Consider the following 18493-nt stretch of genomic DNA (forward strand, 5'->3'; position numbering starts at 1 on the left):
GTCCTGTTACCCACAAAGCACTGCACTGCCTGCCGGGTCGAGCGCAATCAGACCGGCCAAAAGCTGGTCCATCTCAGGCTGAAGGCGTGACTTATCAGTTTCACTGCGTGTAGCTTTCATGCGCAGCAGTCTGAGGCGACGGGATTTCACTTCAAATAACAGCGCCGGTGTCCACTGTGTGAGGGTGATGGACTGCGCAGCACTATCGAGCTCACCCAGCAGATGCAGCGCCAGCTCATTTCTCCCCTTCTGCTCGGCCACGCGGGCCATCAGCAGACGCAGCAGCCACTTGTCTTTCGCGGAGTCGTTACCCGGACGTGTCTGCAGCCAGTGAAGTGTGGCATCCAGACCGTCAGTGTCCGCTTTCTCCAGCGCTTCCGGCTCGAGGGCCAGGATATCGTTATCTGTCTCACCAACAGTACTGACCGGCTCATCCCGCCAGTTGGACATATCGTCCAGCACGCTCTGGTTGATCCAGTTGAGCGTCACCTCATCGGCAAACGGCGTACCGTCATTAAAGGCCAGGGTTTCAAGCCCGGTAAGGCGGCGCAGCAGCCCTTTCAGGTCGGCGGCGATGATATCAGCCAGCACATTCTGCCCTGACTTCACCAGGGCCTGATGGATATACCACTGCAAATCCAGCCAGAGGTGATTGGCGCCACGAGAAAAAGCGCTGTCTGCCTGCTCCATAATTTCGGACCAGCTCTGCTGCAGGTACAGGCGTTTGAGCATGGCCCGCTGGTCAGCGCGCGGCGGTTCAATGCGCGTTTTTCCTTCAGCATCCGGGGCCGGAATAGCGCTCAGCGTGTCATGACGCAGGCTTTTCATCAACCGGTGGGCGGCAAGCCAGCCATCGGGCTGCTCACGCAGATATTCCGTCAGTGTACGGGCCTGGGCCAGCAAATCCTGACCGGAGGTAATGCGGCTCAGGACCGGCGCGTCTGACTCGGGAGTATGCGTGGAGGTCTGTGACTGAGCCTTATTGCTGGCGTTCTGCGGTACTACTGCATCCACACCACCGGCTTTCATCAGGCGAGATTCCAGCGCGCTGTACAGAGCATTCAGCTCAGGGCGTGACGCTTCCGGCTCAGCCTCCTGACTGTCGCGAATAAGCAGCAGCGCACCGGCAGTGCGCACTGCATCGTCGCGTTCCACTTCCGGCCAGAGTGACAGGCTGTCCAGCACACGGGAGCCTGCGAGCCACTCCAGCGCCGGTTTACGGCTCCGCTCACGCTGAGGATGAAGCTGCGTTCCATAGCGCTGTAGCAATCCCGCCAGCAGTTCAAGCCCTTCGGCAAATCCGGTTTCCCCGTCCTGATGCAAACGCGCCCAGCAGTAGTAGGTGGCGATCCGGATATCTTTGGCAGTGCTGGTCAGCAGTTTTTCGGCAAGCGTGCAAATCAGCCCGGTATCGATGCCGGAAAGCTTATTGACCTCCTCCCGGATACGCTGAAAATCGTCGTCATAGCCAGGGTCTTCTCCGGTAGGACTGGTGTCACTTATCGGAGCAAGCCAGGCCTGCCAGTTTTCCGTGCGTGTTTGCGCCTGTTGCCGCAGCTGCGTGTCGTCAGCCTGACAGGCCACCACCAGATTCTGCAGTGTGCTCATTATTCGACTCCATCTATGTCACTGTTTCCGGCGCTGCCCATCAGCGCCTGAGCCGTGGCTGCGCTGTCGACACTGAATATCTGATCCGGCAGCGTGAATCCGCGCAGATCCAGCAGCGCCAGCGGACCTTTTCCGAGTTGTGAGCGCAGTACCCACTGCAGGGTTCGACCGTCCGGAGCGGTGAAGCTCATCATCCACTGGCTGCGGTCAAGCTGCTGGCGCTTACCCTGGTCCAGCCAGCGAATAAAGCCCCAGGTCCCGCTGTAATCTCCGAACAGGCGTGCGCCGGCGTTGACCGTAGTCCAGGTCAGCATCGTCCCCGGCTTGTAAGTCTCTCCCGGCCAGCGGAAGCTCTGCCAGTCAGCCATCTGATTGAAGTAGTGCAACGGCTGGCCATCAATGGTCAGCTGTGTTTCGACCACCTGCGGCACAGGGCGCGCCTGCAGCTCAAAGCTGATGCCCTGGCTGCCATCGGTGAACAGAATGTCTGACAGCTGGCTCAGTTGATTAATCGCCCGCAGGAAAACCGGGTTAAAGCTTAGCCCCTGGCTGTTGACCTTATCCGGCACCCACTGACTGCCCTCTTTGTGCAGCACCCCGCTGAGCTCTGTGGTCAGGAAGCGCTCAATACGTCCGCTGTCCTTGCGCAAAAACTCAGCCAGCATTGGCAGGGAGGCATCACTTTTACTCGCCGCAAACGGGAAACGCCCGTCAAAGGCGGTGTGCCAGTTCGCCACCACTGACCGGCTCCACTTGTCATTCAGACTCGCTGCCGACGGCTGAAGCACGGTCTCCCAGGCCTGGGTCAGTGGCTGCACAAACATCGTGCTGCCAAAACCGCTCCACTCTTCGCCAAGGCTTGCCGAAATCAGACTGCCGTACTGCTGGGTGTCGGTCAGATCCACACTTTTGCCCTGGAATACGGTCTGCGCCAGGGTCTGCATCATTTCCTGAGGATCAGAGGCGCTGGCCACCTGTTGCAGACGCAGACGCACGCGGGTAATGCGGGTCAGATACGTCTGCAGGCTCAGGGAATTGTCAGCCGACATGACGTTGCTGCCTTTGTTTTTCCCCATCAGCGTCAGCAGTGGACCAAAGGTTTCATCGAGCGGCCCCTGCGGCCCTGACGCAGGCTGGTCAATCGCAGGTTTGTCTTTCCCGCCTACGAGATCTTTAGCCGATTTGATGATAGAGTCCGAAAGGCCTTCGCTTTGCTGGCCGGTCTGCCCCTGCCAAGCGATGGTATTCATCAGGGCAATCAGTGGCGACTGACGGACATCACTCATCAGCGTCAGCTGGTCGGTCACATCAGCAATGTTGTTTGCCGGATTAAGTCGCAGGCTGTTGAGGAAGCTCAGCCAGCTGCCGGCAAAGTCGGTGAAGTAACGTTCCGTCAGACGTGCTTTCAGGGCTTCCGGCGACAGGTCTGAGGAAACCGCTTTCCGGCTGTCACTCAGCACCCAGTCAATTTCATCCCGGCGGGAATTTGCAGCCTTTTCGATAGCCTGCTGAATGCCCCCTTCCCACGCCTGGCGGGTAAACATGCCCGGCACCACTTCCTCGGTGGTGAACAGCCGCCGCGCATCGGTACCGCTGGTCATGTCTTCCAGAGACACATCGGCGAAGTTACGACGCACGGATTTGAGCATGTTCTCATACAGAGTGCTTTCAGCGTTACGCCGCCCGATTTGCTGCAACAACACCTGACGGCTCTGGCTCACCAGCTGCGCATCCGGCGTGATTTTCCACTGTGGCTGCTCTGGCAGTTCGGAAATGTAGAAGGCCCACAAATCCGGTGACAGGCTTTGCCACAGGCCGGTTGAAATACCCATTCGCGTCGGCTGCACGGCTTTCAGGGTCTGCGCGTAGAACACGCCGTCGACTTTATCCGGGCGGGCCATCATCAGCCAGGCCTTCAGCTGGTCATAGCCCGGCTTCGCCAGCTGTGCACGCTGGTCGCTGTTGGGGGCAGAGTTTGCCAGTGCGCTGAGCTTCTGCGTCAGGGCGGCATTTGCCGGGTCGCGGATCAGGCGGTTGTTCGCCACGCCGTACCAGGGCAGCATCGCGTCGAGCAGTTGCTGGTTATGGTCCAGACCGAAGCGCTGATACCATGGCGCGCCTTCCTGAATTCGGTGCTGCAGGCGGCCGGCGTCATTACGCAGCGTATGCAGAGCCGTCAGCTGATAATCCGATACGGAGGGATGCTCCACCAGAGCATGCGCCTGCTGCGCCACAGAGACAATCTGCAGGCGGTTGACCGCGAACGACAGCAGCGTCCCCGCCCCCCAGACACCGATAATGGCCATCAGCGTCCAGGCCAGCGTCTGTTCCCACGCCATACCGACACGGCGGCCACACACGCGGGTACAGTCATCCACAATACCCTGCCAGGTTACCGGCAGGGTCAGCGCATGGCGTTGTGATCCCGGGATATATTTTTCAGCGTCGGCAGGTGCAGTATCGGCTGTTTCTCCTGCGATAGCGGCGGGTTTATTCTCTGGCAGGCTGAACATCAGGCCACGCAGCAGAACGCGCTGCTGTGAGACAGACAGCCATGGCACCAGTTGCTGAGCCCAGCGGGCGATACCGCCGTCTTTGAGGTGCTGGCCAAGGCGCAACAGGAAGTCGTGACCATTGTTCTCAGCAACCTGACTCACCCCCTGCGTTCGCAGGGCCGGCAGCATCAGCTCAAGCTGGCGGGTAATATCGTCGGGCCTGGCACGCAGTGGGAAAGTGGCACCTACCGGCTGCTCAGTGCGTTTTGCCTGCGACCAGGTGCTGTCACTCAGTTTCCACAGCCAGACCGGGGCGGAGTAACGAAGCAGTTCGCTGATTTTTTCCAGTCCGCGTAAATCGTTGTCGCTGATTTGAGGGGTCAGATTAAGCGAATGCGGTATGACGCGGACAATACCGTCCAGTGGGCGCCCGCGACGCAGTTTACGCAGCGCGGTGTATTTTTCCTTATCGGGCTCAGCAGTCAGAGCGCCGCCGTAAATCAGAACGGTACGGTTACCTTCAAGCCACTGGTTTTCCTGCAGGCCAGGTACCAGCTGCTCGATTGCCGCCTCATCGCCAGTGATGAGCAACAGACGGGTTTTACGACGCCAGTACAGGCCAATACGGGAGCGGAGATGTCCCCGGATCTTGTTACACATGGCCACCGCAGGGTGAACAGGCGCTTTATCATGTTCCCGCTTCCTTTTCTCATCATCACCGTTGGTGTTGTCGACAAGCGCATTAAACTCCTGTTTACCGGCATTGCGTACCGCCGCCAGAAGCACCATTGATACGATAAGGGAGCAGCCTGAAATACATCCGCCGGCGATAAGCCAGTAAATTTGCTGCTGACTTCCGTCTTCAATCCCGGCTATATCCGGATGCTTCCAGACCATGAACGTCATAACGGCTAACAGCAAAAAGAAAATCAATGCGACAGCAAGATAGCGGCCTTCCGTAGTCTTCGGTGCTAAAGGTAGCTTCACGGATCCATCTCCTGTCGGGAAGCAATCGGGGTAATGAGCGTGCTCCACAGCACATTCTGTGTGGTATCACCGCAGATAATCATCTGTGGTAACTGAGTTTGTCGGGCGATTTCGGTGGCGGCAGCGATAGCCAGCCAGGGGGCCGCGGCACCGGCATGTCCCATAGATGTATCGAGCGAAATGACGGCTTCGTCCTCTACAGACTGCGCAGGGTGCGCATTCTGGCACTCGATCACTTCTGCACGCTGCTCACCTGTCAGCCCGGCAAGCCATAAATTTTTGACGATGTTTTCTTTGAGCGGGACGTTACAGGCGGCCATGTTCATCCCCTCCCTCAGTTCACCGGTTGGAGCAGGATCTGGCCGGTGCAGCAACGCGAGAGGTTCGAGTGCCTCCTGGGTCAGGCGGTTGCCAAGAAGCAGAGCAACGGCTGCTTCAGCAGTATTGTTTGAAACAACCGGATCAATCTGGAGGCCAACAATCAATAACATCGCATCATCTTTAATGCGGTGATCCAGCCAGTGGTTAACTACCCCCGGCCCATTGCTGTCTGTGTACTCAAGCGCACAGGTTATGCCACTCTCCTGCCAGGCTTCCTGCCAGATATTTCTGACAGCAGGGAGTGGCAGAGATGACGAGACATCGAGGATGACAACAAGCGAAGCGTTCTCAGGAAACTGGTGAACTGGAAGATTGGCAATAAGCTCAGAGAACAAACGTGAGATAACCAATCCAGGAGTATCTTCTGGTTCTGCCGTAATACGGCTCAGCCTCCTGCTTTTTTCGCCTTTCCAGTCCGACTGCGAAATGATAATGCTGTGATTATTGAGCATATCATCAGCGACAGAACGCTGTTCGTCTTCCTGATGGGCTGTAATAAATGTCGTATTCAACACCTGAAGCGCACGACGAGCCCTACGGGTCTCACTCAGGATCCATTGCTCCCGACGCCGGTCAAAACCATTCGCTTTACTGTCCTGTAATGACCAGACCCACATGCGAAAACCGAAAGTTACAATCCAAACAACAGCGGGAGTGCCAATAGCGACCAACCAGAAGTGGTTGTTATCGATGTATCGCCCGAATATACGCATGAAGATCACGCTAATGACCAACATCGCCACCAGGACAGCAATCCAACGTGTTTTTTTTGGTGTGACCGGTCGTGGATAACATTCAGGGAGATGCTTTAGGGAATAAAACATATTTTTTCAGCCAAATAACTACAATAAAACTTCGAACACTATATTTAACAAACTTTAAATAAGATGCCCCAGCAATTTTTTTGCAAGAGAGCATCTAAGAATAAAATTTATAAAGTTATAATGTTTTGGTTTTTTTACCAGATTTTGACAGCTGATATACTTCTTCAATTAAATATTTATTTTCATTCAAAACCAGGTGATATTCAAAATAATCCATATCAGCGTCCGTATCTCCAAACCTGGACGACACCCCTGTTTTAATTATAACCTCTTTACCATTTCTTGTAGTGCTGAGTATTTTTTCTCCATCAGCAATATGCAACGAGTATTGACCATAGACATCATAACCAATCCTACTTGTAGATTGAGTGCAATACTTGTTAAGTAATTTAATGTACTCATCTTTTGCCTGAAAACCAGTATCTTCACTTAGATTTTGCGTAGCTTCTTCATTCCACTGCTCATAGTCACTTATAAAATTAATAACTGTCTGTTGAGGAGTAAATTTTGGAGTTGAACTCATAGCAAATGCAGAAAAGGTCACCGACACAAATAACACGATTAGCAATTTTAAATATTTCATATTTATTCCTTAATGGCAAAATAATCGGTTTCTTGTTCTGTAGAATCGTTAAGCGCATACCACGCGTGCTTAAACGCAGGCCACCTGACGTCCTCAAACGCCATTCTCCCTGGATTTATTCTCCTTGTAACCTCTTCTGCATCGTTATGAGTCGCACCTTGATCAGCCCAAAAGTTTATACCTAATTTTCCTGAGGCTACAAGTCGCCCATTGCGACTTATATATTTTTGCTTACTGGACCAGTAATAACCTCCGGCATCAAATGCAAAAAATGCATCCTCTACAATCAGATCATTATGGGGTTCAGTAGTGAAATAATTAGAACCTGAACCTTGCCGATATTCACTGTAATGACCATAATTAGCCCTCCCAGTTAAGTGAATAGATCCTCGGCCTTTAAATCTAGCACCATCACCAGTCAATGTATTCCCTAACTTATGACCCTGATCCGTACCCGGGTCGTAGTGTACAGAAAAGTAATTCGCAGAGCCTAGCTCGACTAAACTATCGAACCGCCCAGTTTCAGCAGCCATCTGACCGAAGAAGTGTGAAATTCTGATTGGTGTATTAATTCCATATTTATTTAGTATTTTGGGGAGAGCCTCATTTATCGCCGCTGGACGTTTAACATCCCCTGCACTGTCCGTGCCCTCTTCGGTTAATCGCTTTGTTAGTTCATCAATGGTTAATGGATGTCGACGATCATAAACAGCCACAGGTGATTTTTGATACTTTCTCACCAATTTAATAATATCGTTCAGACTGAGCCAACTGCAAAGTCTCATGTGAGCAATAAAATCTACAGGGTTGAAATGCCACAATCTTCCGCTACCGAGAGCTCCAGAATCAAAACACAGCGCTTCTGCGTGTTGCTTGAATTTGCCATAGTCCTCCTCACTCATTAGCGTACGTTCATTTGATTCCTGCGATCCGGGAACCTGCCATATAGCCGTTTTTTCCGGCGTACACTGCTCCCAGGGCAGACCGGCCATCAACCATTTATATCTGGCATCTATTGTGCTTTTTTCCCACTCGAATGGTAAACAGCAGATAAGCCTGTTGCTTTGAGTTTCGTAACGGCCTTCTTCCTGCAACTTTCTTATGATCGCCGAATTACACTGACTGTGTGTATCGTTGTCATCATCAACCAACAACCATCCTGTCCAGTGGGGGAAATCTGCATCGCTAAACTTTTTGATATCGGGAGCGGCAAGATTTACCACCCCTGTTCCACCTGGATACCTGACTGTCATCCATAATGGTGCGTCAGCCGGAACCAGCGTTTCATTTTCCGTATTGATAACCCGGCCAAAACGAAGCAACTCAAATCCGGCACTAGGGCTCTGCTCATAATTTCGCATAGCGGTTTTATAAAGATTATATTCATAATCTTCACCATCTGCGTTAACCAGTGGCTCGCCCAGCAGATCATATTTCCCGTCAACCTGCGTATTTTTTTGCCGGGTCACCATCGTACAGTTGCCTTTTGCCAGGGTCATGCTGACATACAGAGGTGCACTGCTGGTATACAATTCAGAAAGCCCGGTCAGGAAAGTACTGTTATTTGCGGGTGCTTTGTCGTAAAACATTGTTCCTGCTGGCAGATAAAAATGGATATCGCCGTAAACCGCATCAGTGCGGCCATTCTTCGAAATATCCAGCTCCTTCGTTTTTCGTCCCGTCAGTTTACTGATGTTGTCATCATCGCAGAAAATCTGGAAGTGAAATTCATTCTGGCCATCAGTCATTCCGCAAGAGCCAAGTGGGTCTTTCCGGTAAATTTTGGCGTCAGCTTTTATCTCAGCTTCCAGAAACTTCAGATGCATATAAAGAGAGTAAAAAACGACCTTACCGTCCTCTCCGGAACCTATTTCAGTCTCATGTTTCAATAAAACATAACCATCATCCGTACCCCTTACAGGTGCATACTTTAGTGGGAACTGGTCTCTTTTTTCTGGCGGAGATGGCTTGCAGAATGACACCACGGTCCCGTCAGCGATTGCCCTCACTTTCTCCGGTGTTATGCCTGCATCTGTATGTGATATATGGATGCCCCCATGCCAGGACTCTGATGCATTGAGAGGATATCCCCGGCGAGCATTGACAGGCATCATCGCTTCAATCCAGTCTGCGTCAGACTGAGTGGCATCTTTATTTCTCAGAAACGGAGGACTGATAATCATGTGTTGACTCCTTGTCAGGAAAAACTGAAGTTACTGGAAGGTTCGGTCGTTTCAGGTGCCACATTCGGGAAGTCTTTTGGCTCATTGGCCTTATCTTTTCGCCCGTAATGCCCCGCTTTGGTCCGATACTCCCCCTGCGTGGCAGATTCAATACCATTGGCATCAAGCGTGATATAACTTCCGCCCCCGTTAATCGTGACTTTTTTCTTCGCAGTTATATGGATTTCATCTTCGGTGCTGGTGAGATTCAGTTCGCCGCGGGCTATTAGATCCATCAAATCATTCTGCGCCTGTATTTTCACCGGCCCCTGGTTCGCGATGAGCTTTATCCCTAGCTTACGAACAAACACGCTTAGGGCATTACCTACCCCGACGAACAGATTTTTCACCACGCTGACGTCGGCATTTTTACCGGCCGTAGCTATCAGGTTTTGCCCGGCTGATACCTGCAGATGTTGTCCGCTGGTCAGCGCCATTCCATCCGGTGCACTGAGCAGCAGCACTGATTTTTTGAGGCCTGTCAGCTGCTGTTCCAGCAGTTTGATTTGCGCCTGGAGATCGGCCGGGTTCGCGGTTGCCTTCTGCGCATCATCGGAGATAGACGTCATCTGCTCCCGGGCATCACCCAGATTGCTGACCGCTGGCTGCATCTCCAGCACCTGACCCTGCGCTTTCGTCTGGCCATCAGCGCTGATGAACATCCCTTTCTGTGCCCGGATGGCTCCCCAGCTGTCGGTTCTGAGCTCAAAACCCTCACCGCGCTTCTGCTTCTCAGCATCCACTAAATGTCCGAGATTCAGCTGACTCTTGCCGCCGTACTCCGTCGACACCTTGATATGCTCTTTTCCGCGCTCGTCGTCGAGGCGGATTTTGTTGTTCGCCGGGGTGCGCAGCACGTTGCGTTTGTAGTTCCGGATAGTGACGTGGTCGCCGTGCGCCGAGTCGTGCAGCACGCCGGAGATATACGGTCTTTCCGGATTACCGTCCTCAAAGCCAATCGCCACTTCGGTACCCGCCAGCAGCGGCAGGTGCAGGCCGTACGTATCCCCTGCATACGGGCGGGACTGACGGACCCACAGGCTCTCGAATCCGCTCTCCCAGCTGTCCCGGTCAAACAGCATGTTGACGCGATAGCGACCGTCCTTATCGATATGCCCGTAGGTGTCATTTTCGGTGGTACTCGTGACGCGAGCCGGCAGCGTCCCGGCCATCACCGGGCGTGAGCCAGGTTCCGGACGGAAACTAAAATCAGTGCTGTCCGGGATGCCGTCGAAGTTGACGCCAAAGTCTTCATCACGGCGCGCATGGCTGTGCATCGCCGTGACGACCACGCCCTGAGCAAACACGTCTGCCACTTCGTACCCGCCGGTGACTTTCAGTACCTGACCCGGAGAGAGGGTCGGACAGCTGGTGATGGCATGGGTCTGCGTCTGGCCATTCAGGTAGCGCTCATGCCGAATGCGCGCATAAAAGGCGCCGGACTCCGGGGCCGGATTACGGTCATGGGGATTCCCCGCCGTCAGGTAGTTATCTCCCCAGTGGTAAGCCTCCCCACAGGTGGTGGCATCCCCGCGGGTCGCATCGACCTGAGTGTTCATGTCCTGCGTGGCCTGACGGTAGTTGTAGTCCCGGGTGCTGACCTGCTTTTGCACCACGCTGTGATGGCTCTCCATGCCCCAGACCGAGTCCACACCGTCCGAATGTTGTCCTGATGGCGGAACAGATGGCAGCGTCAGGCCCTTTTCATAACCCTGCTGACCGTCATAAAACTCCACGACGTCGATGTTCAGGCGCGTATCAGTGGTAAAGCGGAACCAGATACCCACCTCGCCCAGCAGACGGGTAATAAAGTGCAGGTCATTCTCGCCGTACTGCATCACCTGCTCACGGCGCGGGTACTCTTTACTCAGAGAGAACAGAAAATCCTGACCGCGCATGTTGTGACGCTCGCGCAGAATTTTTTCCACGATTTGTGGGACCGACATGTCCTGATAAATGGCGTTCTGATGAGAACGGTCAAGCAGCGCCAGGCGTGGCTGGAGCGTCAGCGCATAGTGAGTTTCATCTTTGGAGGTACTGAGGCGCTGAAAGCCTGTCACCACCCCCTGAAGGGTACGCACCGGCTGCTGTATTTTAATGCCGTACCCCTGGTCAACCGGGGCCTGCAGCGTCAGGGAGGCTGCTTTCATCAGCATCATTTCTTTGCTGATGGCATGGTCAGCGCTGGTGAATTCAATACGATAACTGAACGGCGTGCTCAGGGCTTCATCGCCTTCAAACGCCAGTACATCGAGCTCTGCGTCACATCCCTTCACCGACAACTGGTGATGGTTGTGGCTGAATATGATCGGGGGGTTGTTGCTCATTCATGCACTCCTTGTACTCGGTCAAACTCCAGCCCGATACCCTCTTCCTCACTCCAGCTAAGGCATAGCGACTGTGGTTTCTGTTTCGCAGCCATGTGGGTCAGCAGCTGTTGACTCAGCACCGGCAGAATTTGTTGATTGAGCAGACTGTCGACGTTGCGTGCGCCGGTGTCCGGCAGCAGGCAGGCGGCAGTGAGTACGTCATACAGGCTCTCATCAATCTGTGTGGTCAGGCCGTAGTGACGATGTAAGCGCTTGCTGACCTGCGACAGCTTCATTTCCACGATAGTACGCATCGCCGCTTCCGCCAGCGGGCGGTAAATCACGGTCTGGAAACGGGCCAGCAGTGCCGCCTGGAAGTGGTCGCGTAAAATCGGGCGCAACAGCTCGTGCATATCCGCTTCAGTCGCTTCCGGCTGTTCGTCAAGCAGCTGCATCAGGTGGTCGCTGCCGAGGTTCGAGGTCATCAGGATAACGGTGTTACGGAAGTCGATTTCGCGGCCTTCGCCGTCACGCATAAAGCCGCGGTCGAACACCTGGTAGAACAGGTTCATCACGTCGCGGTGCGCCTTTTCCACTTCATCAAGCAGCACCACGCTATACGGGCGCTTACGTACCGCTTCGGTGAGAATGCCGCCCTGACCGTAGCCGACGTAGCCCGGCGGTGAACCTTTCAGCTGCGACACCGTGTGCGGCTCCTGGTACTCGGACAGGTTGATGGTAATCAGCGATTTTTCACCGCCGTACAGCACGTCTGCCAGCGCCAGTGCGGTTTCAGTCTTACCGACGCCGCTCGGGCCGACCAGCAGGAACACGCCCTGCGGGCCATTCTCTGACGTCAGCCCGGTCTTCGCTGCACGCAGGCGCCGGGCGATAGCCTCAAGGGAAACATCCTGACCGACAACACGCTGGCCGATTTCATTTTCCAGGGTCAGCAGCTCAGTCTGCTCGTCTTTCATCAGGGAAGAGAGCGGCACGCCGGTCCAGTCGGCAATCACGTTGGCAACCGTGCGGGTGTCCACATCCACCTGAACCAGCACTTCACCCTGTTGTGCCTGTTCGAGCTGCTGCTGCAGGTCGGAAATCTCCGCCTGCTGGCTGATGTCCTGGCGACTGGCCATCAGCTGCTGCGCCAGCGCCTTTTCAGTGCTGAAACGCGATTCCTGCTCCGCAATACGCGCTTCCAGTTCAGTCCGCTGCTGCTCAATGGCTCCCAGGCGGTCACCGTGGCGGTTGCTGCCGGCGGCGATGTCTTCCAGCAGTGCTTGCTCTTCCAGTTCCAGCGCGGCCAGCTGTGCTTTCAGGCGCACAATTTGTTCAGGCACAGTATCGAGACTCATACGTATGCGCGCGGCAGCGGTATCCAGCAAATCAACCGCCTTGTCCGGCAACTGGCGGCCGGTCAGGTAGCGACGCGACAGGGTGACGGCCGCACGGACCGCATCGTCAGTGATGTGCACGTTATGGTGTTCGGCATAGCGGGATTTGAGACCGCGCAGCATCAGGCAGGCGGTATCGTCATCCGGCTCGTCCACTTTCACCATCTGGAAGCGACGTTCCAGCGCGGCGTCGCGCTCGAAGTACTGTTTGTACTCGCTCCAGGTGGTCGCGGCGATGGTGCGCAGTTCGCCGCGCGCCAGTGCCGGCTTCAGCAGGTTCGCCGCATCTGCGCCACCTGCCTGGTTACCTGCACCGATAATGGTGTGGGCTTCGTCGATAAACAGCAAAATCGGTACCGGTGACTGCTGCACGGCATCGATAACGTTTTTCAGGCGCTGTTCGAACTCGCCTTTCACACCTGCGCCCGCCTGCATCAGGCCGAGGTCAAGGGTACGCAGGATGACCGGCTTGAGCGATTCCGGGACGTTGCCCTCTGCTATACGCAGCGCCAGACCTTCAACCAGTGCGGTTTTGCCGACACCCGGTTCGCCGACCAGAATCGGGTTATTTTTACGGCGGCGCGAGAGAATATCGACCATCTGGCGGATCTCAGTGTCGCGCCCGAATACCGGGTCAATTTTGCCCTCTCTGGCCCTGGAGGTGACATCGAGGGTGAATTTATCCAGCGCGTTCTGCAGCGCCGGGTTCAGTTCGCCTTCTTTCAGCTCTGCGCCGACCGGGCGGCCAACAAATTCCACTTCGCCACCGTGGTTTTGCGCCAGTTCAGCTTCCTGCTGCACGTCCGGGCGCTCGTCGGACTGTGCATCCAGCAGGGAGCGCAAGCGCTCCAGCTGGCTCTGACCCAGGGTAAGCAGTGGCCACAGGCCATCGCAGCGCGCCAGTTTAGGCTTATCGACCAGCGCCATCAGCAGATGCACACTGCGGATGTGCTCTTCCCCATTAAGGGAAGCAATCAACCAGGCTTCCTGCATCAGCGTCTGAATGCTGTCTGAAAGCTGCGGGCGACTGCGAACAGAGCGGGGAAGTGTATCCAGCCAGCCGAGCAACTCCTGCCACAGCGCATCCATATCCCACTCGTAGCGGCGTGCCAGCACCGTCAGGTCACCTTCCCCCTGTTCGAGCAGCTTCAGCAGCCAGTGCTCCGGCAAAATTTCCGCATGGGCGCGGGTCTGGCAGAGCGAAGCCGCCCCTTCCATCGCACGGGCACAGTAAGGGTTCAGACGTCGCAACAGGATGGCTGGATTTTCCATTTTTCTCTCTCTTGATGATTCCCGGGCACGCTACCGCCCCTCGCTGTTCCCTGTTCATCAGGAACCCAAAGCGCATCAGGTCAGGCAGGCAGATTGTGTGATTCTTTGCTGAGCGCCCATGCCAGCGGACGCTCAGCAAAAAACTGCGGACTGGGCCCTGTCCGCATGCGACTTACGCAGTAGCGCGTTCGTTCCAGGAATCGGAATGAATGATGTTGCCGTCTTTGTAGGTCCAGGTGATTTTTTCGTAACGCAGTTCAATCTGCTCGAGGTGGTTGTGCTTCTCGAAAGAAGGATCCTTGATGTCGTGCATCACAGGGTTCACTTTCACCACTTTCACGTTTTCCAGTTTGGTGTTGAAGTACTCCACTTCCTGGCCCGCGTCGTTGATTTTGTACCACTTGAATTCCGCAGACTTGAGGGTCTGACCGGTAGTCACAGCCTTGTACAGGTACGGGCTGGAGGAGTCGATTTCCTTGGTGAACAGGAACGGTGTGTGGATACGGGTACCGGTCAGCTTGCCGGTGTTGTTATCGGTCGGGATGTACAGGTTATGCTGCTGTGCCACCACTTCGATGCTGCCTTCACGATCCTGAACGTCCACAGACCCTTTGATGTCCGCGCCGCCGTCGTCTTTCAGCCAAAGATAAACAGGAATTGCCATGAGAGTTACTCTCCATTTGATTGTGATACGTCATCATCCTGCGATGACGCTGGGGTTTTGCCGGGTATCTGACAGGCATTGGCCTGCGGTACCAGACTGATTTCGACACGGCGGTTGAGCGCTCTGCCCTCCGGGGTGTCATTGGTTGCGACCGGGCGGCTCTCGCCATAGCCCTGCACCGCAAAACAGCTTTCCGGCACGTCACCGGTGTCACGCATCCAGTCGCGTACCGCTTCGGCACGCTTCAGAGACAACGTCTGGTTCAGTTGCGGATTGCCGGTGTTATCGGTATGCCCGGACACGACAATCAGCCAGCCTGGTTTGGCCTTGATGCCCACCAGCGAGTTGACCAGCAGTTTGGTGGAGCCGGATTTGAGCTCGAATTTGCCCGAATCGAACAGCGACATGCTGTCGAGGCGAACAATTTTCGGCACAGATTTCGGCTGCGGCTCAGGCGGTGGAGGCGGTGGTTCATAAGAGCGAATAGCATCCAGCACAGGCATTCGCAGGCGCTCTCCCTGATACAGACCGAGGCCCATCCGCATCGGTACGCCATTGCGCGCCTGGTCATCCAGCTCTGCTGCATCGTCACGCAGGACGGCAACAGCATCGGCTTTAGGGCCGAAATCATGCATTGGGATATGGTCATATCGGGCAATATCGAAACTCACACGCTGCAGCAACTGGTGATTGTTCCAGCCGCTACTGAGCAGCGCTGCAATCGCCGCCAGCGTGAAAATCCCAAGCGCACAACGAAACGTTCGTCCACGCGGCGTCATGCCTCGTCCTTCCGGCAGCAGCGGCAGGATAAAATCCGGGAAGGGGGAAATCACCGTACTGTCCGTTCCCACCGGTTGCCAGCCAGCCACCTGCTGCATTGCAGTGCGACGAGAAAGCCACGCCGTCCAGGCCGATGTAGCCAGACTTCCGGCAAGGATCGGTCCCATACCCCACAGCACCGCTACAGGTTTAATGACTGGAACATCAGGATTTTCATCCATAAAGACAGCTTTGACGTGCTGATGGAACCAGCTCATCAGGCTGTTCATCAGCACCTGTTGCTGCATCGCAGGCGACCCACCGGTGGTAACCCATGCAGCGATTGAACCCGGCGCTGAAGATTCACGCCAGACCCTCACCCCTTCCCCCGGGATAGCCGCCTGCCAGAGCAGATCATTCGTCATCGCACTACCAACCTGGCCATTCAGAACCAGCGGCACGGAATGCCCGGTTTCTTTACGCAACTGGCTGATTTGCCAGCGCAGGGCCAGCAGACGGCTGGTCAGCGCTTCGCCGTCGGCGTGTTTCTGCGGACAGACGCTGACCATCACCGACAGCTGGCGACCCCAGTCAGGTCGCAACCACAGTACCTGGCGGGCGGCCTGTTCCAGATCCTGATGATCCTCCACACGGATCCAGCAACCCTGCGTGACCGTAAGCACCGGTGACTGCTGCATACATGCCAGCGGGAGATCGCCACAGACCAGCACCACGGGTTGACGGTAAGTGGTTTCCGGGAGGTCATCCAGACGCAGGGTGACGTCATGCTCCGCACGACGACTGGCGACATACAAGAACGCCAGGATAAGCCCCAGCATCGCCAACAGAACAAGCACAGAAACCAGTCGGGACACCGGCAGGAAGCCCAGGCAGACCACTGCACTCAGCAGGGCGGCCCACAGCGCAAGCCCGCGCTGTTGTGCAGGACTCATTTCACAGCTCCCGGCAGCAAGGTCAGCAGTGTCTGATCCAGCCAGTGGCTCAGTCCCCACCACAGCGCAGCAACCACCACCACGCTCAGGCCAATTCGCACGGGCCATGATGCCAGCCAGCCGCCCATTCCCCGCCCGGTACGACTTTCCGCCAGGACAGGATGGGTTTGTGGATAACTGAACGGCGTGACATGTTCACTGAGCGCGTTGACGAGTTTCTGGCGTTCCGGATCTTTCAGCGAGCGGAAACTGCCGAGGAACCCCAGCATCATGACCCGCTGGAAGCAGGTCACGACAGCATGATCAGGCGCCGGTTCACGCAGCACATCGCGCATCCGATCGCACAGCGTATCACCGGCATCCATGGTGCCGAGGAAGTGTCCCTGCAGGGGAATGTCATACCACTGCACGCAGGCATCATCCTCCACACCGCGACCTTTGACGGCTTCATCAAGCAGCGCACACTGTGCTGTGAGAATATGCTGACAGCTGGCTTCATCGAGTTCGCTCGCTTTCAGCTCACGCTGTACACGTTCGACATCAGCAATACAGCGCTCCCACAACGTGCGCCCTTCCCCATCCTGGAACGTCGGACCGTGACGCAGGCTGATTACCTGCAGCCAGGTATCCTGCAGCAGGGCATCAATATCAATGGACGCGGCCGGGCCGCGTTTGCGCTCACTCATGTTCTCAGTACCGCAAAGAGTTCAAGTTCAGGCTCGCCGAGCATGCCCGGAACGTAAAACATACAGGTCCCCCCCTGGAGCATTTCGGTGGCCAGAGGATGAGAGACATCGAGGCTGAAATACTGGTTTTCCAGACGAAGTGGAATGGCGGCCGGCACATGACGCAGTGGCGTCAGCGGCACACCCACCCGTGAAGAATTGACGATACTCCTGACATGATCCGGACTGCCGACCTTGCACTGGCGCGGGAACTGTTCCTGCAGCTGTGCCACCGGCATCGGTGATCGTACGGAGAGGTAGTAATCCGCCCCTTCCCGCAGACGTGGGTCATGCAGACGCGCCTGCCAGAAGTGAAGCCGGGCATCATGCTCAAGCTCAATCGCCACCACCCGCGACGGCAGGCTGGCTTCCAGCAGGTCGCCCAGCAGGTCAAAGAGCGGCGGGAAGACGTTATTCAGCTGCTCATGCTGCCAGACAGGAATGGCACTCACCTGGTGTTCCAGCGAGAAGGTCAGCAGGCTGCCCGCAAGGCGTGCCAGCTCCGGGTACAGACGCTCCGGTGAACTTTGCGGGTGACGCTGAAACTGTCCGAGCACGGGTTCTGCGCTGTTCAGGGCATTGAGCAGCCAGAACAGAGACACATCCGCCACGGCAAAATCGGCCATGCGCTCGTTGCTTTCGCGTCGCATGTCCATCAGACGGCTCAGACGGGCACGCAGTTGCGTCATCAGCTGTTCCAGCTGGGTCACCAGCCAGCGGCTGCCCTGCAGAGCCAGCAGTGGCGGAAGAAAGGTTTCATCGAGTGCCCAGCTCCCCTGCGAATCCTGCTGCAGACGGGCGACCGGACAGGTCAGGTAATCACTGTTGTTCTGATGGGCGAAACGCAGCGTCAGCTCGGGCTGCATCACCGCAATCTGGCGGGTATCGTCCCCAAAGGTGTTGCGGACATCCCGCCAGTGCTGGCGATAACGCACAGGGCGCTCGGCCACCTCATCAGGTTTAAGGCAGTTGCCGCCATTTGCCCGCAGTAGCGGAAGCGCCAGAACCACCACCACTTCATGTGATTCGCCCTCAAGCGCCAGCACCGGCGGCAGGGAGTCGGCATTATCCGTGTCGATAAGCGTGCCATCGGGGAAACGGATGTGCAGATGACGGGCCTGCAGGCGGCCCAGTTTCAGTGCATCCGGTTCGAAAGTGGCCTCAATCATCCCCCAGGGATGGGAGAGGCCCAGTCGGGCAATGCATTCCGCGGACCAGGCCGCGTACGCGGCCTGTTGCTGGAAGTGCTGGGGAGAAACCATCACGCCCCTGCCCCATAACGGTTGTTCCGTTTTCATTGGCTTCCTGCCTTAG

Annotated in this window: 11 protein-coding genes; all 11 read right to left on the minus strand. The window is 55.9% G+C overall.

Translation table 11 applies throughout. From position 1 onward, the window contains the following. Window positions 1-6: 6 nt before the first annotated feature. Window positions 7-1608: a type VI secretion system protein TssA gene (gene tssA / locus RVY89_RS17245; protein WP_484825984.1), complete on the minus strand. Its 1602-nt coding sequence runs from the start codon at window positions 1606-1608 to the stop codon at window positions 7-9. Beyond that, window positions 1608-5090 (minus strand): ImcF-related family protein, encoded by a 3483-nt coding sequence (locus RVY89_RS17250; RefSeq protein ID WP_484825985.1) that lies wholly within the window; start codon window positions 5088-5090, stop codon window positions 1608-1610. The genes tssA and RVY89_RS17250 overlap by 1 nt, the downstream gene beginning before the upstream one ends. Next, window positions 5087-6295, minus strand: a complete 1209-nt coding sequence (locus tag RVY89_RS17255; protein WP_484825986.1) for a hypothetical protein — start codon at window positions 6293-6295, stop codon at window positions 5087-5089. The genes RVY89_RS17250 and RVY89_RS17255 overlap by 4 nt, the downstream gene beginning before the upstream one ends. A 115-nt stretch (window positions 6296-6410) precedes the next feature. After that, window positions 6411-6878, minus strand: a complete 468-nt coding sequence (locus tag RVY89_RS17260; RefSeq protein WP_484825987.1) for a hypothetical protein — start codon at window positions 6876-6878, stop codon at window positions 6411-6413. Between the two features lie 2 nt (window positions 6879-6880). Further along, on the minus strand, window positions 6881-9061 hold the full coding sequence (locus RVY89_RS17265; RefSeq protein WP_484825988.1) for a hydroxyethylthiazole kinase: 2181 nt from the start codon (window positions 9059-9061) through the stop codon (window positions 6881-6883). 14 nt (window positions 9062-9075) lie between these two features. After that, a complete protein-coding gene (locus RVY89_RS17270) occupies window positions 9076-11427 on the minus strand; it encodes a type VI secretion system Vgr family protein (RefSeq protein ID WP_484825989.1) in 2352 nt (783 codons plus the stop codon). Beyond that, window positions 11424-14078 (minus strand): type VI secretion system ATPase TssH, encoded by a 2655-nt coding sequence (tssH, locus tag RVY89_RS17275; protein ID WP_484825990.1) that lies wholly within the window; start codon window positions 14076-14078, stop codon window positions 11424-11426. Before tssH ends, RVY89_RS17270 begins: the two co-directional genes overlap by 4 nt. A 172-nt stretch (window positions 14079-14250) precedes the next feature. Next, window positions 14251-14742 carry a type VI secretion system effector Hcp gene (gene hcp / locus RVY89_RS17280; protein ID WP_028019678.1) on the minus strand — a complete coding sequence of 164 codons (492 nt, stop codon included), beginning with the start codon at window positions 14740-14742 and terminating at the stop codon, window positions 14251-14253. 5 nt (window positions 14743-14747) lie between these two features. Further along, window positions 14748-16454, minus strand: a complete 1707-nt coding sequence (locus RVY89_RS17285) for an OmpA family protein (protein ID WP_484825991.1) — start codon at window positions 16452-16454, stop codon at window positions 14748-14750. Continuing rightward, entirely contained in the window at window positions 16451-17140 is a 690-nt protein-coding gene (gene tssL, locus RVY89_RS17290; RefSeq protein WP_484825992.1) for a type VI secretion system protein TssL, short form, read from the minus strand. Before tssL ends, RVY89_RS17285 begins: the two co-directional genes overlap by 4 nt. Beyond that, window positions 17137-18477, minus strand: coding sequence for a type VI secretion system baseplate subunit TssK (tssK, locus tag RVY89_RS17295; protein WP_484825993.1), 1341 nt, complete (start codon window positions 18475-18477; stop codon window positions 17137-17139). The genes tssL and tssK overlap by 4 nt, the downstream gene beginning before the upstream one ends. Window positions 18478-18493 lie beyond the last annotated feature (16 nt).

This window comes from Enterobacter sp. 3U4, assembly GCF_057224565.1.